Source organism: Filomicrobium sp. (assembly GCF_025698805.1).
Taxonomy (GTDB): Bacteria; Pseudomonadota; Alphaproteobacteria; order Rhizobiales; family Hyphomicrobiaceae; genus Filomicrobium; species Filomicrobium insigne.
In genome coordinates, this window is the sequence record NZ_JAILWT010000001.1 from 330,930 (window position 1) to 347,685 (window position 16,756).

14 protein-coding genes and 1 pseudogene are annotated in these 16,756 nt (G+C 55.7%); 10 read left to right on the forward strand and 5 right to left on the reverse strand.

The window, feature by feature from the left end:
• The first annotated feature begins 167 nt into the window (after window positions 1-167).
• Together K5845_RS01510 and K5845_RS01515 are read left to right on the forward strand one after the other, a co-directional pair.
• Window positions 168-1,358: an efflux RND transporter periplasmic adaptor subunit gene (locus K5845_RS01510; protein ID WP_090226655.1), complete on the forward strand. Its 1,191-nt coding sequence runs from the start codon at window positions 168-170 to the stop codon at window positions 1,356-1,358.
• A 12-nt stretch (window positions 1,359-1,370) separates the two neighbouring features.
• Window positions 1,371-4,538 carry an efflux RND transporter permease subunit gene (locus K5845_RS01515; RefSeq protein WP_287958129.1) on the forward strand — a complete coding sequence of 1,056 codons (3,168 nt, stop codon included), beginning with the start codon at window positions 1,371-1,373 and terminating at the stop codon, window positions 4,536-4,538.
• Window positions 4,539-4,768: 230 nt separating this feature from the next.
• Here K5845_RS01515 and K5845_RS01520 read toward each other — a convergent pair whose 3' ends face one another.
• On the reverse strand, window positions 4,769-5,098 hold the full coding sequence (locus K5845_RS01520; protein WP_046477515.1) for a c-type cytochrome: 330 nt from the start codon (window positions 5,096-5,098) through the stop codon (window positions 4,769-4,771).
• 258 nt (window positions 5,099-5,356) lie between these two features.
• Window positions 5,357-5,533 carry a hypothetical protein gene (locus K5845_RS01525; protein ID WP_162488587.1) on the reverse strand — a complete coding sequence of 59 codons (177 nt, stop codon included), beginning with the start codon at window positions 5,531-5,533 and terminating at the stop codon, window positions 5,357-5,359.
• A gap of 37 nt (window positions 5,534-5,570) precedes the next feature.
• On the opposite strand from K5845_RS01525, the gene K5845_RS01530 reads away from it, so the two are divergent.
• The 4 genes from K5845_RS01530 (at window position 5,571) to folE (ending at window position 7,862) form a co-directional block, all read left to right on the forward strand.
• The gene (locus K5845_RS01530) at window positions 5,571-6,260 is read left to right on the forward strand and encodes an RNA polymerase sigma factor (protein ID WP_287958132.1); all 690 of its coding nucleotides are present in this window, start codon (window positions 5,571-5,573) and stop codon (window positions 6,258-6,260) included.
• Between the two features lie 133 nt (window positions 6,261-6,393).
• Window positions 6,394-6,879 carry a DUF4142 domain-containing protein gene (locus K5845_RS01535; RefSeq protein ID WP_502814119.1) on the forward strand — a complete coding sequence of 162 codons (486 nt, stop codon included), beginning with the start codon at window positions 6,394-6,396 and terminating at the stop codon, window positions 6,877-6,879.
• Between the two features lie 10 nt (window positions 6,880-6,889).
• Window positions 6,890-7,216 (forward strand): cupredoxin domain-containing protein, encoded by a 327-nt coding sequence (locus tag K5845_RS01540; protein ID WP_046477513.1) that lies wholly within the window; start codon window positions 6,890-6,892, stop codon window positions 7,214-7,216.
• A gap of 40 nt (window positions 7,217-7,256) precedes the next feature.
• The gene (folE, locus tag K5845_RS01545; protein WP_046480077.1) at window positions 7,257-7,862 is read left to right on the forward strand and encodes a GTP cyclohydrolase I FolE; all 606 of its coding nucleotides are present in this window, start codon (window positions 7,257-7,259) and stop codon (window positions 7,860-7,862) included.
• Window positions 7,863-8,037: 175 nt separating this feature from the next.
• Here the strand turns inward: folE and K5845_RS01550 are convergent, their stop codons facing one another.
• A complete protein-coding gene (locus K5845_RS01550) occupies window positions 8,038-9,288 on the reverse strand; it encodes a porin (RefSeq protein WP_287958136.1) in 1,251 nt (416 codons plus the stop codon).
• 275 nt (window positions 9,289-9,563) lie between these two features.
• Here K5845_RS01550 and K5845_RS01555 point away from each other — a divergent pair, with 275 nt between their 5' ends.
• Complete coding sequence (locus K5845_RS01555; RefSeq protein WP_287958137.1) at window positions 9,564-10,244, forward strand: response regulator transcription factor; 681 nt, start codon at window positions 9,564-9,566, stop codon at window positions 10,242-10,244.
• Between the two features lie 36 nt (window positions 10,245-10,280).
• Here K5845_RS01555 and K5845_RS01560 read toward each other — a convergent pair whose 3' ends face one another.
• Window positions 10,281-10,562 (reverse strand): PsiF family protein, encoded by a 282-nt coding sequence (locus K5845_RS01560; RefSeq protein ID WP_046477509.1) that lies wholly within the window; start codon window positions 10,560-10,562, stop codon window positions 10,281-10,283.
• Between the two features lie 206 nt (window positions 10,563-10,768).
• On the opposite strand from K5845_RS01560, the gene K5845_RS01565 reads away from it, so the two are divergent.
• Complete coding sequence (locus K5845_RS01565; protein WP_046477507.1) at window positions 10,769-11,398, forward strand: DUF2076 domain-containing protein; 630 nt, start codon at window positions 10,769-10,771, stop codon at window positions 11,396-11,398.
• An 81-nt stretch (window positions 11,399-11,479) separates the two neighbouring features.
• On the opposite strand, the gene K5845_RS01570 is transcribed toward K5845_RS01565, so the two are convergent.
• On the reverse strand, window positions 11,480-12,349 hold the full coding sequence (locus tag K5845_RS01570) for a SphA family protein (protein WP_287958139.1): 870 nt from the start codon (window positions 12,347-12,349) through the stop codon (window positions 11,480-11,482).
• 772 nt (window positions 12,350-13,121) lie between these two features.
• Here K5845_RS01570 and K5845_RS01575 point away from each other — a divergent pair.
• A pseudogene (locus K5845_RS01575) lies at window positions 13,122-14,041 on the forward strand (formylglycine-generating enzyme family protein).
• 135 nt (window positions 14,042-14,176) lie between these two features.
• Window positions 14,177-16,609 (forward strand): arylsulfatase, encoded by a 2,433-nt coding sequence (locus K5845_RS01580; protein WP_287958140.1) that lies wholly within the window; start codon window positions 14,177-14,179, stop codon window positions 16,607-16,609.
• Window positions 16,610-16,756: the final 147 nt, after the last annotated feature.

Genomic DNA, 16,756 nt, shown 5'->3' on the forward strand with positions numbered 1-16,756 from the left:
ACGGTTAAGTAACCTGCCGCAGCAGGTGTTACTAGTCAGTACCGCTTAACATGAGTCCTTCGTCTTAGACACCCCGTTTTCTCGCACTGCAACAAATAGCTGTCGCTGGAGCTGCCGGGGAACGCGCTAAATTTAGTGATCGAATTTTTTTGTTTCTGGAGAATCCCATGTCGGTTGGAAACTTGGGGCGCGTCCTCGTCGCGTTCTCAGCTCTCGGTTCCCTTCTCGCAGCATGCGGTGACAGTGGGCTGAAAGCGCAAGGGAAGTCGTCTCCGCCACCGCCGCCTCAGGTGACCGTCTCTAAGCCTCTCAAGAAGCTCGTCGCCGATCACGACGAGTATGTCGGGCGGTTTGTGGCTGTCGATTTTGTCGAAATCCGTGCGCGGGTCTCCGGCTATCTGGACGCTATCCATTTCGAGGACGGGCAGATTGTCCGGAAGGGCGATCCACTGTTCACCATCGATCCGCGAACCTTCCAAGCGGTTCTTGATCAGCAACGCGCGTCGTTAGTGCAGGCGGAGGCCAATCTGGAATTCGCAAAGTCCAACCTGAAGCGCGCCAAGAGACTCGTGGAAGGAACGACGATTACGCAGCAGACGCTGGACGAGCGGATCCAAGGCGAGCGTGCCGCGGAAGCAACCGTGGTGGCGCAGAAAGCCGCTATTCGTCAAGCGGAACTGGACCTCGAATTCACCAACCTGAAATCCCCGGTTTCCGGTCGTATCGGTGACCGGCGGGTGTCCGTTGGCAATCTCGTCAGTGGCGGTACGTCCGGCAATACGACGCTGCTGGCCACGATCGCGTCAGTTGATCCGATCCGCTTCGAATTCACGCTCGATGAGGCGTCGTATCTTCGCTATCTGCGGCACGCGGAAAAGGGCTCTGATCCGAAGAGCCGCGAATTAAACTTCAGCGTGCGGCTTAAGCTGATCGACGAAGACAACTATACACACGAAGGCACGATGAACTTCGTGGACAATGTCATTGAACGCTCGTCTGGCACTATCCGGGCCCGCGCAGACTTTCCCAATCCCGATGGCAAACTGACGCCAGGCATGTTCGGCCGCATTGAATTGGCAGCGCGTGAACCTGCGGAAGCTTTGCTGGTGCCGGATACCTCTATCGGTACGGAGCAAGTCCGCAAATACGTCATGGCGGTCGACAAGGAGAATGTCGCACATCCCAAGTACGTGAAGCTTGGCGCGCTGATCGACGACATGAGAGTGATTACAGAGGGCCTGTCCCCCGAAGATCGGATCATCGTCAAAGGGCTGATGCGTGTACGCCCAGGCTCCAAGGTTACACCGCAAGAGGCATCGCAAGCTTCTGCCTCCGCACAGGACGCAACCGTAAACTAACAGGCGCTTCGCATGCGGCTTTCACACTTCTTCATCGAACGACCGATCTTTGCATCGGTCGTTTCGATTGTTTTCATCATTCTTGGTGCTGTTTCGGTCGGGCGTCTGCCCATCGCACAATATCCAGAAATCGCGCCGCCGGTCATTACCGTGACTGGTCAGTATCCCGGTGCCAGTGCAGAAGTGGTGGCCTCGACGGTCGTCGCGCCTCTTGAGCAGCAGATCAATGGCGTCGAACACATGCTGTACGTGTCGTCAAACTCGACGGCCGACGGCAAGTTCACGATCTCTGTGACGTTCGATCTAGGCACGGATCTAGATACGGCTCAGGTTCAAGTGCAAAACCGTGTAGCCACGGCGACTCCACGTCTTCCTTCCGACGTGCGAAACATTGGCGTGACCGTCAACAAGGCGTCGCCCGACTTGATGATGGTGATCCACCTCTACTCACCTGATCAGTCGCGTGATGGTCTCTTCATCTCTAATTATGCGAGCATCAGCATTACCGATGTGCTGAGCCGCATTCAAGGCGTCGGGTCCGTTGTGGTCTTCGGCGGCCGCGACTACTCGATGCGCGTCTGGCTTGACCCTGACCGTCTTCAGACTTTGGCGCTGACGGCCGGCGACGTGATTTCGGCATTGCAACGGCAGAACGTGCAGGTCGCGGCGGGTGTCCTGAACCAGCCGCCGATCAAAGAGCAACAAGCCTTCCAGATCTCGGTGCAGACGCTCGGCCGTCTCGCGGACCCCGAAGCATTCGGAAATATTGTCGTCAAGCAGAGTGAAGACGCGGTTGTGCGCGTGAAGGATATCGCCCGCGTTGAACTGGCGGCGCTCGACTACGGCGTGAACTCGTATCTCGATTCTGATCCGGCAGTCGGTCTCGGTATTTTCCAGCGGCCTGGCTCAAACGCGCTCGAGACATCTGAAACGCTCATCGCGACGATGGACGAGTTGGCGAAAAGTTTTCCGCCCGGCCTGAAACACACCATCATCTATAACCCGACCGAATTCATTCAGCAGTCCGTCGACGCCGTCGTCATGACGATCATCGAAGCGGTGATCCTCGTTGTGCTCGTCGTGGTGCTGTTCCTGCAGACTTGGCGGGCTGCCATCATCCCGATTGTGGCTATCCCAATCTCGCTGATCGGCACGTTCTTTTTCATGGATCTGTTCGGCTTCTCGCTGAATAACCTATCGCTGTTCGGTCTAGTTCTGGCCATCGGCATCGTCGTCGATGACGCCATCGTCGTGGTCGAGAACGTTGAACGCAATATGGCCGCAGGCATGAGCCCGCGCGAAGCCTCCCATAAAACCATGGATGAAGTCGGCACAGCGCTTGTTGCTATTGCGCTCGTGCTCTCGGCCGTGTTTGTGCCATCCGCCTTCATCACAGGTATCTCTGGGCAATTCTACCGACAGTTCGCGCTGACCATTGCGGGCGCGACGATCATCTCCCTGGTCGTCTCTCTAACGCTATCGCCTGCCCTTTGCGCGATGCTTTTGAAGCCGCACGCGCATAATGCGCGGCCGCCATTCTTTATGTGGCCGGTGCATGCATTCTTCCGCCTGTTCAACTGGAGCTTCGACAAGCTGTCGTCGGGTTATGCGTGGATGGTCGGCCGGTTTGTACGGATGTCGGCTCTCATGCTGATCGTTTACGCGGGTGTGATCGCGTTCGGCCTCAACGAATTCCGACAGGCGCCTGTGGGCTTCATTCCACAGGTCGATGCTGGCTATCTGATCACCGTCACCCAGTTGCCGCCTGCAGCCTCGCTGGCACGTACGGACGCCGTCAACCGGAGGGCTGCCGAACTTGCCCTCGAGGTGCCTGGCGTGGCGCATGCGGTGAACATCGTTGGCTTCTCCGGCGCGACGCGCACGAACGCCTCCAACGCTGGGGCCGTATTCGTTACCTTAGAACCGTTTGAAGAACGCGCTAAGGATCCAAACAAATCGGCAGCAGCAATCCAAGCGGCACTATTTCAGAAGTTCTCGGTCATACAAGAAGCCATGGTTCTTGTGGTGCAGCCGCCGCCTGTGCGCGGTATCGGTAATGCGGGTGGCTTCCGCATGATGATCCAGGATCGTGGTGGGAACGGGCCTGCTGCGCTCCAAGGAGTCGTCGGGAACATGATGGTCAAAGCTGCACAGACACCCGGTCTGCAGCAAGTGTTCTCTTTGTTCGAGACATCGACACCGCAACTTTATCTCAATATCGACCGGACCAAGGCGCAACTACTCGGCGTCAACGTCTCTGACGTTTTCAGCTCGCTTCAGGCCTATCTGGGCTCGGCGTACGTCAATGACTTCAACCTTCTCGGTCGCACCTTCCGCGTGACGGCACAAGCCGACAGCTCGTACCGCCTCAGCCCCGAGGACGTTTTGAAGATCCGTGTGCGTAACGACAGGGGCGACACCGTTCCGCTGGGGTCTTTCACCACCGTTTCCGACATCTCGGGGCCGTCACGTGTGCCGCGATATAATCTGTTCCCAGCGGCGGAGCTCGATGGATCGGCGGCTCCGGGGTATTCGCAAGGGCAAGCGCTCGACATCATGGCGAAACTAGCGGCCGAAACGCTACCTCCGGGCTTCAGCTATGAATGGACGGATCTCGCCTACCAGCAGATCAAGGCCGGTGACACTGCCGTATTCGCGTTCGCGCTTGGCGTTGTGTTTGTCTTCCTTGTGTTGGCCGCTCAGTTCGAGAGCCTGACACTTCCGCTCGCCGTCATCCTTATCGTGCCCATGAGTCTTATCGCCTCGATCGTAGGTGTCGTCATGCGTGGGCAGGACAACAACATTCTCACTCAGGTCGGTTTTATCGTGTTGATCGGTCTGGCGGCCAAGAACGCGATTCTCATCGTCGAATTCGCCGCTCAGCTGGAACAACGAGGCGAAGATCGCTTTACGGCCGCGAAGGAAGCGGCACGACTGCGCATGCGTCCGATCGTCATGACCTCGCTCGCGTTCATCCTCGGTGTGGTTCCGTTGGTGTGGGCCACCGGTGCCGGTGCGGAGCTCCGGCAGGCGCTCGGTACGGCCGTCTTCTCCGGAATGATCGGCGTAACCGTGTTTGGCCTGATTTTCACACCAGTCTTCTATGTCGTCTGCCGGTGGCTGGGCAAAGCTGCGCAACGCAAAAAAACAGCGGAAGAGAATCCCGTCGCTGCAGAATAAAAAAAGCTTCCGGATTCATCCGGAAGCTCTCTTTCGCAGACTGTGATGAAGGGGAGGCCGACCCCCTATAAGATCTCCCCCGGCGCCAGCCTCCCGACAGGGCTCACCTGCCCGGCCTCACGTTCAGGATTGCCTATTTTCGTGTTTATATCAAACGAGTAAGCCTTTTGGCTCTCATAAGATGTTCTGATACCCGCGTGGGTTGCTGATATTCTCTTTGCTGATAGCGCTCAGGGCCGTGAAGACCGAAGGCTCATGATATAAGCGACCACGTCATTACGGTCCTTCTCGGGCAATACAAAGTTGGGCATCTTTTTATGCGACGTCTGCAATGCCACAACCAAAGCGCGACCTGTCATACCTGACATATTCGCAATTTCCGGGAAGCCCGGCGCCTCAAAATCAGGAACAATCTTGCTATGCCGCTCGACCTCGTGGCACTCGGCGCAATTCGCTCTCACATACTGTAGTCCGGCTTTGGCATCTCCTGGCTCTTCAGCCGATGCGGATACGAGTGAGACCATTGAACAAACGACAAAACCCACCACTAAGCGATGCATGACGATCCTTCCGTCTTTCACTGGCAATGAGATTGGGCTGCCTATTCACCTAATTAATTGTCTCTTGCGGAGGTGTTTTCTTCCTGCGCGGCGCGGATTGCAATCCTGCTCCCATTTTCCATAGAAAAATATGGGCAATCTGGGCTCGCTGTTCACAATACAGCTGTTCTAACACGGAATCTGCGCTCAGAACACGCGGACTGAAAAAGGTCTCCGCAAAACAATTCAATTCAGCGCGTCTCTTGCCGCGCAAAAACTCTAGTTTTTAAAGTGTGCCGTCGCGAGCAGCGGTAAAAAGCGCAAAAAGCGAGTGCGCGACATTTCATTGTCGTCAACTCGCACATGCTTTGCATCCAGCTTGAACACGCGGCCGATGATCATACGATTGCGAATTTGCTGTCCAAGCGGGAACCTATCCAAACCGTTTGCATCCAATCATTTATATCCATTCGAATATACCGGAGGTTTCAGGGTGGCTCTGACGCAAGTTGAGACGTACGACGGATCTACGGAATCTGAACTCATCCAACGCGCCGTGCAGAAGGATGAGGCTGCCGTTCGCGCAATAATTCAAGCTAACAACCGTCGTCTTTACCGAGTTGCAAGAAGCATCGTGGGCGATGATGGCGAGGCTGAGGATGTCCTGCAGGAAAGCTATCTACGCGCATTCTCCCGGCTCGCCAATTTCCGAGGAGATTCGAGCCTTGCCACTTGGCTCACACGGATCGTTCTCAATGAAGCTTTGCAGCGGCTACGACGTCGGACCGCGCCTACTGTCGCCGACGTCACCCAATCACGCGGCCCGATCGCGCAAGTCCTTCCGTTCCCGCACTCTGGAACGAATCCCGCTGACCCCGAACGTATCACAGCCCAAAGGGAGCTTTGCGTATTGCTGGAGCGCGCTGTCGATACGCTGCCGGTCGATTTTCGTTCCGTTCTCGTTGCTCGTGTTATTGAGGATATGAGCATAGAAGAAACTGCCGAGTTTTTGGGACTCCGGCCTGAAACGGTGAAAACCCGTTTGCATCGCGCCAGGAGAATGCTCAAAGCGGCTCTCGCCGATCATATCGGTCCGCTTTTCAGTGACATCTTTCCCTTCGCCGGCAAGCGCTGTGAGCGTGTCATGGAGAGGGTCGTCGCGAAACTAAATCTTACCTCCTGATTGTTGGGAACCTCCGCTGCGCGCTGACATCCAATTCAGTGTGAAGAAGGAGTGGCCGTTCGCGGCCCGACAACACGGAGGTCATTATAAGATGCATGAGTCTCTATCGGGCGGCGTGGCCGCCGCCATCCTGATGGCAACGGCAACGGTATCCGCTTCTGCTGCAGACAAGCCGTCTGATGCCCAGATCGCCCATATCGCCTACGTCGCAGGCGATATCGATGTGAAGGCTGCAAAGCTGGCTTTAAAAAAATCCAAGAATGAATCCGTGCGCGCTTTCGCCGACAACATGGTGCGCGATCATACGGCTGTGAACGAAAAAGCCTTGGCGCTGGTCAAGAAGCACAACGTTACACCTGAAGACAACGAGACGAGCAAAAGCCTCGTCAAGCAAGCTGAACAGAAGCGGGCCGAACTCTCAAAACTCTCAGGCGCAGCCTTCGACAGAGCTTACGTCGATAACGAGGTCACGTTCCACGGAACGGTCAACGGCGCGCTCGAAACGACACTCATTCCCTCCGCCAGCAATGCTGAACTCAAGAGCCTGCTACGGACGGGGCTCAAGGTTTTCTTGGGCCATAAACATCATGCTGAGCAGCTCGCCGATAAGCTCAATTAGCAGGTCTAGGATGCGGGTCATCATACATGGTTGGGCAGTAGTCATTCTGCTGCAAATCGCGGGCGCCGGAATGGCGCTCGCAGGCCAGCTCGTCCAAGTCAAAATCAGCAACCTTGCCTTTCAACCTGCCGAAATCAGCGTTCAGGTTGGCGACACAGTCGAGTGGGCCAATGACGACTTCATTGAGCATACCGCCACTGCAAACAATGGCGGTTGGGATGTCATCCTAGGTGTTGGGCACGTCGGGCGGGTTCAATTCGATCAACCAGGCACATTCGACTATTTCTGCGCCTATCACCCCAACATGACTGGCTCGATTCACGTCTCGGCCAACTAGTCAGAAACCCCTTAAAATCAGGAGCATAATCGTGGATGCACTGGTGCACCCTTTTGCCGACTGTTCTCGATTGCCAACCTCACGCGAAACCGAGAGAGCTGCGGCCGAAACGGCGTTTCGAGCCATTATTCGCTGGGCTGGTGATGATCCTGATCGGCCCGGCCTGATCGAAACCCCTGCACGTCTGGCGCGTGCGTTCGAGCAATACTTTGCAGGCTACTCTCAGGATCCGGGACAGATCCTGCAAAAAACGTTCAAAGAAATAGATGGATACGATGAAATGATTGTGTTGCGTGGCATACGGTTTGAGAGCCACTGCGAACACCATTTGGCTCCGATCGTCGGCAAAGCTTGGGTAGCCTATGTGCCCGAAGGCCGCGTCGTTGGCATCAGCAAGCTCGCGAGAGTCGTAGACGCCTACGCGCGGCGTCTGCAGATTCAGGAAAGAATGACGGTGCAGATCGCCAATACGATCAGCGAGGTCCTTCAACCCCGAGGCGTCGGCGTCATTATCAAGGCGACGCATCATTGCATGACAACGCGGGGAGTACACAAGCCGGACTCAGACTTGATCACCAGCCGGATGCTCGGCTGTTTCCGAGACAATTCACGTCTCCGACAAGAATTTGTCGCACTCGTCGATTGACGGAGAACAAGAAGCCTCTCTCTTGCCGTCACAAGACTCACTTTCTGTCTGCGGCCAGCGGAGAGTTTTTCTCCTGCAGAAACGAAGGAAAAGCTAGTCCGTATTACCGGACCAGCTTTTCCCACTAGGCTTCAGTATGGCTCGGGGGAACCAAGTAGTTGCCTAGAACCTGATCTTAGAACTTGATGCGTGCACCAGCCGTCACGACGTCAAGATCATCGAACGAGTTGGCGGGATCATTGTCGTCAACTTCGACGTGACGGTAGCCGAGGTAGAGTTCCATTGCCGCCGCATCGATCTTCTGCACGATACCTGCGCCGATGATTTCAGCTTCCGACGTCAGGCCGAGCGTGCCGCGGAAGTTGTCGTTCTCGTGCAGCTGGTATTCGCCATAGAGCGCTGTCTTACCGAGCGAGAAGAACTTCTGCGAGATACCAGCGCGGACACCCCACCAGGTGTTCTCTTCGTTGGCAGCACCCAAAGTTTCGATGTTGTCGAACTCACGACGCGCAGCGCCGGCAGTGACGAACAAGCCGGTTGGCGTGTGAATAAGAGATGCCGAACCGGTTACGATCTCTGCTTCCTGACACTCGCCGCCTTGCGCAGGAGATTCGCAAACGTTGTCGTTGCTGAGGCTACCCGTGCCGTCCGTGAACTGGCCATACGCAACAGCAGCAGCAAACTTGAACGCTCCTGCTTCCGTAGCGTAGCGCAGGGCGACGTCCCAAGCATCATCTTCGCCCCAGGCTGCCGACGCAACAAAGCCACCAATGGTCGGCGTATCATAGCGTACGCGATTGCCGCGGTTGTATTCGTAGCTGCCGCCACGTGTGTAGTCGTCGTAATCGCCCTGACCGCCGGCCGACATGATCGAGCGCGGGTCGATCTTTTCGCCGAACTTGAGGTCGTCGAACTGAGCGATGACGTTCGTGCCGGAGAGGTCTACGTGCGAAGCGCCGTCAGAAGCGAAGCTGCCCTGACCGACGGTTACCTGACCGTATGTCTTCGATTTCAGATACCATTCGGCTTTACGCAGGTTGATCTGCTGTGGGCCGTCGTCGTTGTTTTCATCAACTTCGTTAGAAGCTGCAAGCTGCGTCTCGATTTCAATCTTGAAGCCAGCAGACCAATCCGGCGAGATCTTCGCTTTACCCTTGAAGCCAAAGCGCGTCGAAGAAATGTCGTTGTCGACAACGTAGGCGTTGCTTTCCTTACCGTTGTCCCAGAACATCACGGCCGTATTGACTTGGCCGTAGATCTCGAGGCTGACCTTGCGGTTGCCCTTGCGTGCGGTCGTAGCTTCAAGCTCAGAAACACGCTCTTCAAGATCTGCGCAGCAGTCACCGCCCAAATCGGCAGCGAACGCATTCGACGTTACAGCAGCGGTGCTCAGCAACAGCGCCGCGCCAAATACACGAAAACTCATCATATCCCCCAGAGTGAAGACTTCATTCCCGACGGAAACCGCCGCGTCCGACGAAGCGCCGCTAAAGACACGTCGGCGCGACCTCGAGGGGGACCATAGTTTTCGAAGCTCGCAATTCGCTGTCAGTTACGTGGCAAACAAAACACAACGGAGTTTCAAGAAAGATACACAAAAGTGTTTCATAAGTGCTTGTAGCGACGTCCTAAACGGCGCGGCCTTCTGCTGCCCTTCGCGCTTCCCTAACATAGTCATGATGCGGACAATCACTCTCAGCGATGCGTATTCTTCATATTCAGGATTTCGGTCCGCTGGCTTTCCAAACAGCTGCGTTACTGAAGACGATGGTTGTCTCTGTCGATTCCGTTGGCTCTATCGCCTGTGCCGCGGATGCTCTGGAAGCCAACAAGTACGATCTCACAATCTGGGATGTCGATGCCGTCTCTCCAGAAGCCATAGACAAACTTCCGGACTTACGCGCACGCTCTCCTAAAACCCAGGTTCTCATCTGCGGAAGCAATGAAACGATCCAGATCGTTGTGGCTGCCATAGAGAAGGGTGCTGATGACTTTATTCTACGCCCTGTGCGTCCCGATGAATTGCGCATTCGAATTCAACAGGCATCTGCGCGCGCGCCAGATCTATCCAATGGAAGAGAGTCTTCTGAATTTGGTCCGCTTCGCATTGATATCACGCAGGGTGACGTATCCGTGGACGGAGTATCGCTCAATCTTACGCCACGCGAACGCAGCGTTCTTCACGTCCTCATGAGAGCTCGAGGAAATGTCGTCAGCAAGGATCAAATTGCAGCGCGTGTATTTTCGCTGAATGAAGATGCCGACCCACAATCCATCGAAACATATGTTCACCGCCTCAGGCGGAAGGTTGACCATCCCGCCTTTACGATCGAGACACTTCGAGGTCTCGGCTATCGGCTCACGGCAACAAACAAAGCGTAACGGCTCGCAGCTTGCCACGAACCGTCACGCGGCAGCTCACTGGGTCGATGTTGGATGCTGCTTCATGCAGTCTCTGCGGAAATCCTGACGCGCTTTGCCATGCAGGCCTTTAGCGTCTGCTTTCTTTGAGCAAGTAATGGAAGCCTCACTGCGCTCCTTTTTGACCATTGCAGTCTTTGAACCGTTCTTGGTCGGGCTCGTTGCAGACGATGACTTAGAGTCTGTACCGCTCGCGGCGTGGGCATGACCTGACAATGCGATAGGCGTGCCAACGGCGACCAGCAGAGCGAGCGCTGCAGACGCGAACAACGTTTTCATGGGAAACCTCGAAATATCGAAGATGCTACATGCCACGGCTCATGGCCGCGGCAACGAGCAAACGTGGACCACGGGCAAAAGTTGCCTATACTTTTTCGTGAAGTCATCGCGCAGCGCGGTGCAGACGAACGAGCACTTCCACGGCGGCACTTGCCTTGAACCCTAGGCTCCCCACATGTGATCTGTGAATTTTGGGAGGTTTACCAATGAAAGCCGAAGAGCGTGATCTCATCTTGGGTCTTTTCGATCGTATCGCCGCGACGTCGCCCCAGGAAAACGACCGTGAAGCGGAGCAGTTGATACGCGACGAAATAGCTCGCAACCCCAACGCCGCTTATGTTCTGGTCCAGAGCGTCCTCGTCCAGGAGGAAGCGCTGAAACGTGCCGATGAGCGCATTAAGCAACTCGAAAACGCGCGCGTTCAAGCAACGGCCGAAGCCAGTTCGCGCAGCTTTCTCGGAACCGCCCCACCCCTTGACGGTGGCTCAGTACCCACCGCGGGGAGACGCCAATCTATTGACGCTGATCGCGTTCGCGCGGGCTCAGATGATGCGCGACGTCAAAGCTCCGGCTGGTCATCGGGAAGCTTTTTGAGCAACGCCCTCTCGACCGCGGGTGGCGTGGCCGGCGGCATGCTTCTGGCTGATAGCATCCGAGGCCTTTTTGGCGGCAGCAGTGACAGTGGAGGCCTGTTCGGCAAGCCTGCAGAAGCCAGCACGCCAACGACTGGGAGCAATAACGAACACGATAACAAGATGGCCGCCGACGACGCGATCCAGGATGCCGATTATGATTCGGAATATGACTGGGACGACGGAGACGCGTTCGACATCTAATTCGTCCAATATGGTAGCATCACGGGACGGCGGGCCCTTGGGGGGGATGGGAGATCGCCCGCCGTCTCGCGCGCGGCGCAACTATTGCCCGCGGGGAACCGATAGCGGCATGGATATATTGATCATGCCCATGTTTCCTTCCAATCGGTTTTTTGCGTCAAATTCGTGCAACCACTCGACTTGCGTGCTGACAGGAATTTTTCCGACGGTGAAGCTATACGTGAGGATGGGGCCAAGTGCTGTGACCCTGCCTTCAAACGGACCAAACCTGGCCCCCGAACCACTATCGCCGGTTAATTGCTGGTAATGATATCCAGCAAGCCCAAAAGTAAATGTCTTTGAAAAGTGTTGGATTAAAGCCCACTCAACATGAAATTCCGTACCCGTTTTATAGTCGGTATCTGGGTTTTCGCCATTAAACGTGAAGCCGGCGGCAACAGACACTTCGTGGCCCAGCTTGGGATCGAGCCACGTTATAGCACCGGTCGTATCTAGCCCCCAGCGATTGAATGATATGTTGGATATGCTGTCACTCTCCCACGGCCCAATCGGGACGTTAAGGAGCGCTCCCACGGTCCAATGCCAGTTGCCTTCATGCCAGCCGATCAGCGCGTTGAGAACCGGGTCTCCAAATTTCGTCGTGCTGTCGTCAATCTCCAAACTGCGATTGGCATTAATGACGGTGCCGTTCGGAAGTGTCACTTGAGCAAAAGCGTCGATTCCAACGTCCACAGATTTGTGGCCGACGGGGGCCATAATGCCGAAGCCGACGTTGCCGCCAAATACCTTTTCAGGTGCAATCCAAAGAGCGACGGGCAAGTTAATATAGGCGTTGGCGTCAACCGTCACGTCTGCTTGAGCGGCGAGAAGCGCGCCTGTCTCTCTAAGGGCGATACCACGGGCTGCCGCCCCGCTGGCGTCGCCAGAGTAAAGATAGTTCATGTCGATCATATACGTACCGGGCGGAGGAACGAACCCCGCCATCGCCGTCTTGCTGCCGAGGAGGTAAAAGCCCGTAGCATTCTCTGCGGCCAAAACATCCTGGCATGCGGCCGTTATTCCCAGCCCCAGTACGGCCAGAGATAGCGCTCCCCTTCGCATTAACTTTTGCTCCCCGATCTTATTCGGCGTTGTGGCCCAATGCGCGCAGTTCGATTGATCGCGTTAAAACTTGCAAGCTTACAGACGTTCACTTCCCGCAGGCCACGTATTGGCCAAGGAAGGAAAAACTGAGTCCTTAAGATGTTTACTCAAATAATCTGCACGCATACAAAAGCGGCCATCAGCCACCGAACAGTGAGAAACATAATACCCCAAATTTAATCTTTTTATTGTGCCTCCTTGGCAATATCCACCGCATATTTAACCGAATTAATCTCCAATCATTTCCAGTCTGAGCCTTATTCGGACGACAGAAAGTTCATTGACTTCCACTACCTTACGCCTGATAATTCATGCATTGCGATAAAGCAGACGGGACCTGGCAGCTACCCTATCCAGTTGAGTCTGGAGAACGGGAAATGCGTGTGTTTTGGTGGTCATGCCGTCTGGCCGATACATTTAATTTCGGTCAACTTCGAAAACTCTATTTCATTACGCGCAGGCGATTTGAGCCACGCGAGCATTTCTCCGATTGCGCGGAGTTACCATCATGACAGTGGCAACTCGTGGCAGCGGAATTTCGGTTCAAAATCCAACTCTGAAAAGATCGCGCACCGCAGGCATGAAGCTCGTCCCCGGCGGCACCTTCGCTATGGGATCAAACGACCACTATCCCGAAGAGGCACCGGTCCACCGCGTTACCGTTGATGCATTCTGGATAGATGAAACCCCGGTTACGAATCGCCAATTCCGAGAGTTCGTCGAAGCCACAAACTACGTCACGTTTGCTGAAAAGGCCCCGAAGGCCGAAGACTATCCAGGTGCCCTTCCTCACATGCTCAAGCCTGGTTCCCTCGTATTCCGCCCCCCGCGCGAACGCGTCGATCTGCGAGACTGGGGGCAATGGTGGGAATTCAGGTTCGGAGCCGATTGGCGCCATCCCTACGGACGAGGAAGTTGGATCAAGGGCCGGGATGACCATCCCGTCGTGCACGTGGCCTATCAGGATGCGGAAGCTTACGCCGCATGGGTGGGAAAAATGCTCCCCACGGAAGCGGAATGGGAGTCGCGGCACGCGGCGGCCTGGATGGCGCTGAGTTTGCCTGGGGCGATGAGCTCAATCCCTCTGGGCGGCAAATGGCCAATACCTGGCAAGGGGAATTTCCGCACGAGAACCTTAAACTTGATGGCTATGAGCGCACGTCTCCCGTCAAATCGTACCCACCAAATGGATATGGCCTGTACGACATGATTGGAAACGTTTGGGAGTGGACCACTGATTGGTTTGCCCCAAAACATCCAGAAGACGCGCCAAAGGCTTGCTGTATTCCTGAAAATCCGCGCGGCCCTTCACGCGATCAAAGCTTCGATCCGTGCCAGCCACACATCAAAATTCCTCGGAAAGTTCTCAAAGGAGGCTCGCATCTTTGTGCGCCAAATTATTGTCGCCGCTACCGGCCTGCGGCACGCCATCCGGAGCCCGTCGACACGTCGACGAGTCACGTCGGATTTCGCTGCGTGATCCGCGATCAAGGGGACTAAGGACGTTGGGGAAAAGGGTGAGGAATAGAAACTCGGAGGTTATTTAAGATGGTTACCCAAAAGCGCTCTCACCCCGCAAGTTCCGAAAACCGAGACCCTTTACAAACTACCGGCATAAACAGGCGCGGTCTCCTATTGGGCGGTTCCCTTATCGCAGCGTCTGCCGTCGCGACGACTGCATTCCCCAACGCGGGTTATGCCGAGTTGAAGGAATACCCTCCAGGAACCACCTTCCCGGGCCGTATAGGGCGCACGATCGATGAGTCACAGCCCGCGTGGCCGGCGCCCATCGTTGCCAAGCCCGGCTCTCCCAACGTTCTTTTTATCGTCCTAGATGATACCGGCTTTGGCCAACTCGGTTGTTACGGGTCGCCGATCAATACGCCGAACATCAACAGGCTCGCAGAGGGTGGCCTGCTTTACACAAACATGCACACGACAGCGCTGTGCTCTCCCACTCGGTCGTGCATCCTGACAGGTCGCAACCATCACTCCAATGCCATGGCGTGCATTACTGAGGGTTCGACGGGATACCCAGGGTCCAATGGGCTCATTCCCTTCGAGAACGGCTTTCTTTCTGAGATGCTCGTCGGGCAAGGCTACAGCACATTTGCAGTCGGCAAATGGCACCTGACGCCTGCTGAGCAGATCAGTGCCGCCGGGCCTTACAATCGATGGCCACTGGGTCGTGGCTTCGAACGCTACTATGGCTTTCTGAGTGGTGATACGAGCCAGTACTATCCAGATCTCGTCTACGACAACCGGCAAGTCGAACCACCTAAGACACCCGAAGAGGGCTACCACCTCACGCCCGACCTCGTGGACAAGGCCATAGGATTTATCGCGGATACCAAGCAACTCGCCCCCGAGAAACCATTCTTCCTTTACTTCGCGACCGGTGCTCAGCACGCGCCACATCAGGTGCCGAAGGAGTGGGCCGACAAGTACAAAGGAAAGTTTGACGACGGCTGGGATGCCTATCGAGAGAAGGTTTTCGCCAAGCAAAAGGAACTTGGCGTCATTCCGCAAAACACGGTGTTGTCCCGTCACGATCCCGATGTTCAGGACTGGGGGCAGCTTCCCGCAGACGAGCGCAAACTATACGCACGCATGATGGAGGTGTTCGCGGGTTTCCTTGAACACACGGATCACCATATCGGCCGTCTCGTAGACTTTCTAGAGCAGATGGGCGAACTCGACAACACGCTGATCATGCTTATCTCTGACAACGGTGCGAGCGCCGAAGGCGGGCCCCACGGCTCAGTCAACGAGAACAAGTTTTTTAATAACGTGCCCGACGATCTGCAGCAGAATTTGCAGGCGCTCGACGAACTCGGCGGTCCCAAATATTTCAATCACTACGCTTGGGGTTGGACCTTTGCCGGCGACACGCCGTTCAAGCGATGGAAGCGTGAGACTTTTCGCGGCGGCGTCTCAGATGCATTCCTCGTGCACTGGCCAAAAGGCATCGAACCCAAAGGGGAAGTGCGCACGCAGTTTGCACATGCGATCGACATGGTGCCTACGGTTTTGGAAGCCTTGGAGATCTCGCCTCCAAAAGACATCCGCGGCGTCACACAATCCCCAATCGAAGGGGTGAGCTTCGCGTATACGTTTAACGACGCTGCAGCAGCATCGAAGCACGACACGCAATATTTCGAGATGTTCGCTCACCGCGCTATCTACCATGACGGCTGGCGCGCGGTCTGTCCGTTCCCCGGAGACTCATTTGCGGAGGCCAAGGCGTCTTTTGGCGAACTGACGCTTACCGAAGACAAGCTACGGGAATTGGATGCCAAGGGCTGGGAACTTTATAATCTCACCGAAGATCCGGCAGAGACGAACAATCTTGCTGAAACACATCGCGCCAAACTCATCGAGATGATTGCCCTTTGGTACGTCGAGGCGGGCCGGTATGATGTGCTTCCGCTCGACAGCCGAGGCACTGCACGTTTTGCAGATCCGCGACCGCAACTCACAAAAGAACGCGATACCTACGTCTATTACCCTGGCACGCAAAGCGTGCCCGAAAACGTCGCCGTCAAGGTCCTAAACCGTGCGCACACTATTAGTGCCGACGTGGACGTTCCCTCCGAAGGCGCTGAAGGTGTGCTCATCTGCCATGGCGGCAATACCGGTGGATACACGCTGTTCGTGAAGGACGGAAAACTTCACTACGTCCACAATTATGTCAGTGCGGAAGAATTCGACATTGCGTCAACCGAAAGCATTCCGACCGGTAAACTCACGCTCCGTTACGAATTCGAGCCGACAGGCAAACCAGACCTTGCACACGGCAAAGGTACCCCGGGAAAAGGCCGCCTTTTCGCCAACGAGACACTCATCGGCCAAGGCGAGTTACCTGTCACCATTCCGCTCCTTATTGGCCTTGGCGGCGGCCTCTCGGTGGGCCGCAATCCGGGATCTCCCGTTTCCGAGCTCTATACGCCGCCCTTCGCATTCACCGGCAAGATTTTCAAAGTCACCGTCGATGTCTCAGGAAAGTCGACCCAAAGCGCAGAGGAGCAGCACAAAGCGGCAGCGATGGCTGCGATGAAGCGACAATAGAAGATCTGAAAGGCTTCGACCTTTCAGGCAAATGACTAAACTTTTCAGGCCCGAACTTTGATCGCGAAGCAGCGGTCTTTTAGCGCGAAGGCGCCTCTAGAGATAACAGGAGCAAACTGGAACGGGGAACGAGGGAATGAGAGCCAA

Excerpts from the sequence above, each read along its gene's own strand:
- K5845_RS01510 (WP_090226655.1), top strand. The coding sequence starts at position 168 with ATGTCGGTTGGAAACTTGGGGCGCGTCCTCGTCGCGTTCTCAGCTCTC.
- K5845_RS01515 (WP_287958129.1), top strand. The coding sequence starts at position 1,371 with ATGCGGCTTTCACACTTCTTCATCGAACGACCGATCTTTGCATCGGTC.
- K5845_RS01520 (WP_046477515.1), bottom strand. The coding sequence starts at position 5,098 with ATGCATCGCTTAGTGGTGGGTTTTGTCGTTTGTTCAATGGTCTCACTC.
- K5845_RS01535 (WP_502814119.1), top strand. The coding sequence starts at position 6,394 with ATGGCAACGGCAACGGTATCCGCTTCTGCTGCAGACAAGCCGTCTGAT.
- K5845_RS01540 (WP_046477513.1), top strand. The coding sequence starts at position 6,890 with ATGCGGGTCATCATACATGGTTGGGCAGTAGTCATTCTGCTGCAAATC.
- K5845_RS01550 (WP_287958136.1), bottom strand. The coding sequence starts at position 9,288 with ATGAGTTTTCGTGTATTTGGCGCGGCGCTGTTGCTGAGCACCGCTGCT.
- K5845_RS01555 (WP_287958137.1), top strand. The coding sequence starts at position 9,564 with ATGCGTATTCTTCATATTCAGGATTTCGGTCCGCTGGCTTTCCAAACA.
- K5845_RS01560 (WP_046477509.1), bottom strand. The coding sequence starts at position 10,562 with ATGAAAACGTTGTTCGCGTCTGCAGCGCTCGCTCTGCTGGTCGCCGTT.
- K5845_RS01565 (WP_046477507.1), top strand. The coding sequence starts at position 10,769 with ATGAAAGCCGAAGAGCGTGATCTCATCTTGGGTCTTTTCGATCGTATC.
- K5845_RS01570 (WP_287958139.1), bottom strand. The coding sequence starts at position 12,349 with ATGATCGACATGAACTATCTTTACTCTGGCGACGCCAGCGGGGCGGCA.